Origin of the sequence: Bartonella sp. AA56HLJMS (assembly GCF_042197145.1) — a bacterium.
Taxonomy (GTDB): domain Bacteria; phylum Pseudomonadota; class Alphaproteobacteria; order Rhizobiales; family Rhizobiaceae; genus Bartonella.
The window spans coordinates 1-3,103 of record NZ_JBHIRL010000053.1 but is presented as its reverse complement, the minus strand read 5'-3'; the positions used below and the strand labels follow the sequence as shown (position 1 = coordinate 3,103).

Annotated in this window: 1 protein-coding gene and 1 pseudogene; both read right to left on the bottom strand. The window is 46.2% G+C overall.

Features of this window, described 5'->3' with window-relative positions:
* The coding region (locus tag ACFINI_RS09575) for an alanine-zipper protein (RefSeq protein WP_375648008.1) at positions 1 to 2,614 on the bottom strand (2,614 nt) is incomplete at its 3' end.
* Positions 2,615 to 2,716: 102 nt separating this feature from the next.
* Positions 2,717 to 3,103: pseudogene (locus ACFINI_RS09570) on the bottom strand (hypothetical protein); the annotation flags it as partial.

Sequence of the window (3,103 nt, the reverse complement as noted above, 5' to 3'; positions counted from 1 at the left end):
TTGTTATATTGGTACGATACATTGATTTCGTATTTTCACCCGTCCCTGATTGAAGATAAATATCAACCCAAAGATCTTGCAAAGGATCATAAACCATACCTTCTGGTGAACTATGCGGGCGGTGATTGAGACACCAAACTGAATTGGGTAAAATATCCCCTGCCCTATAACCAGACAATGGGTGACCGGAAATCGTACCAACATCCGCACAGAGTGTATGAAACCCTCCTATCTTTCGCGAATTACTCACTGTGTAATCCCTTGGATACGTAGAGTTTTCTGATAAAACAAATTTATGAGACTGTCCTCCATCAGAAACCAAATAAACATAATAATCCTTCCCCGCCGAAAGAGAAGGAACGCTTATTCTTGTATCTACCGTATAACTTGCAACCAAAGTATCATTGCCTAATGCCAAAGTTATGCGTGTTCCTTTTTTCACGGTTAATTGCGCTTTGCCTGTCGCTACAAGAAACGGTGTGGAAATTGAAAGAACCGTTAAATTGGACTGTTTCAGTAAATTGTTTACCTCTTCCGCTAACACTTTTGTCTGTGAAGCTACTGTATGGGCTGTTGTTGCCGTTGCTAGGGAACTCTTGATCCCTCCAAGCTCTTGTTTCGTCGTATCGGCTGTTTTTTTGGCTTCTTCTGCTGTCCTTTTCGCTCTATCGGCTACTTCCTTGGCTTTTTCGGCTTCGCTCTTGGCTTGATAGGCTTGTGAATCTGCCGACTCGGCTTTTTTCTTGGCTTCTTCTGAGTACATCCGCGCTAAACTTACGGGGGCTTTAAAATTCTCAACCACTTGGTTGATATCGATAACCCTACTCCTCGCAGACGAGGCTATTTTCTCTGCATTTTCTGCCTGATTGCGCGCTTGCGTCGCATCATGTCTTGCATAACCAGCAGACTCCTTGGCTTCCTTGGCTATTTTTTGTGCCTCTTCCGCTTCTTCTTCCAAAGACGCTGCTTTTTTACCCGCTGTTTCGGCTGCCCTCTGCGCTTGTTCTGCTATATATTTTGCATTACTCGCTATTTCCTTGGCTTTTTCTACTTCATTCTTGGCTTCATACGCTCGGTCATCGGCTTTCTCCGCTATTTTCTTGGCTTCTTCGCCTGCCATTTCTGCTAATCTTGCTATAGTCTTAGCGTTATCTGCCACTTCCTTCGCGTTGTTAGCTGTACTCCACCCTTGATGAGCTGTGTTGCCTGAATTTTCCGCTATCTTCTTGGCTTCATCTGCGTACGTACGCGCTAAACTTGCTATAGTCTTAGCGTCACCTGCTACTTCCTGAGCTTTATTGGCATTACTCCATCCTTCATGAGCTGTACTTTTTGCCTTTTCTACCTCACTGCGCGCTTGTGCCGCCTCATGGTTAGCATAACCAGCTGTCTGTTTGGCTTCTTTCGCTATCTTTTCAGCTTCACCCGCTACTGTCTCTACCTGTGATGCCTTCTTTTGTGCACCATCAGCTACCTTCTTTGCCTCGTCCGCTGTCGACTTCGCACTATTGGCTAATTGTTTTAGACCATCCAAAGCACCTTTCGTTTCTTCTGCTACCTTCTCTGCTGCTTCCGCTTTACTCTTTGCTGCTGTAGCTATACCCTTCAACGCTTCTGCATCAACCTGCCCTGCCGTCTCTCCTGAACGCGCCGCAGACTCTGCTACCGCTTTCGCTTCAGAAGCTAATTTTGTAGCCTCCTCTGCACTCTGTTGGGCTTGATGAGCCGTCGCTGTTGCTGTATCCGCTGCACTTTTCGCTTCTAAGGCTATCGCTTTGGCATTACTTGCCTCTTCTTTTGCTTCTTCTGATACGCTCTTCGAAGAAGTCGCTGTTTGATTTGCTTCATTCGCAACTCTCTCTACACTTTCTGCTTTAACCTTTGCTTCTTCTGATAAACTTTTAGCATTAGAGGCTGTTTGACTTGCTTGTTCACTCGTGGATTTCGCTTCAGTCGCAACAGTCTTTAAACTTTCCGCTTTAGATTTCGCATCGCTAGCCTCTCTTACAGCTTGCTCTACTTTCTCTGTTGCTCTATCCGCTACATTCTTGGCTTCTTCTGCTGTGCTCTTCGCTGTATTCGCAACTGTCTCTACACTTTCGGCTTTAGCTTTTGCATCAGCGGCTGTCTGCTGTGAACTTACTGCTGTGCTATGAGCTGTTTCCGCTAAACTCTTAGCTTCACTCGACTTCGTTAACGCTTCTAAAGCTTTTTGCCCGATCTCATCACCAGCCTGTTTAGCTGTGGTAGCGGTCGATAATGCCGTTTCTGCAATACCTTTCACTTCTTCAGAAATATTCTTGACATCATTGACTAAGGTAAGCGCTGTAGATGCTTTATCCTTCGCTGCATTCGCTTCTGTAAGCGCATTGGTAGAGGCATTTTGGGCTTCTGTTGCAAGTTGTTTGGCTTCTTCTGAGAGTGTCTTAGATGACTCTGCTATCTGTTTGGATTCTCTTGACTCCGTTAATGCCTTCTCTACTGCCGTTTGTACTTGAGACGCTGTTTTTGTAAGTTCTCTAACAGAAGATGTCGCCCGTTCCGATAAACCTTTTGCTTCTTCGGCAATATCCTTCGCATCAGCGGCTGTCTGTTTGGCTCCATCTGCCTTCATACTTGCTTGTGTCGCTACTGTCTTAACTTCATGACACGTTGCTACCGCTGTTGCGGCTACTTGCGTCGTCTCTGTTGCTGTTTGGGAAGCATCTCTCGCTGTTTATTCTGCACGTTCAGCAATGGATTTCGATTCATCGGCTAATCTCTTTGCTTCTGTCGAGACATGGACGGCGTTCTCACTTGCCTGCTTGACCTCTACAAAACTTTGCAATGCCGTAGCCAATGAACCTTTCGTACTACTTATTTCCCCTGTAGCTCTATCAAATCCTGCCTTCGCCTCTTCTGCCATTTGCTTGGCGGCTTCAGAGGCACCCTTGGCTTCTTCGGCTAATCCCTTGGCTGTATCCGCTGTATCTTTTGCACGATTAGCCGTTGTCGTTACTGCTGTAACCGCTTCACCCGTTTTGGTAACTTCGCTAAGCGCTTGTTCCGAAACCCTCTTCGATTCTTCTGCAACCTGTTGCGCGCCATTCGCACGCGACATGGC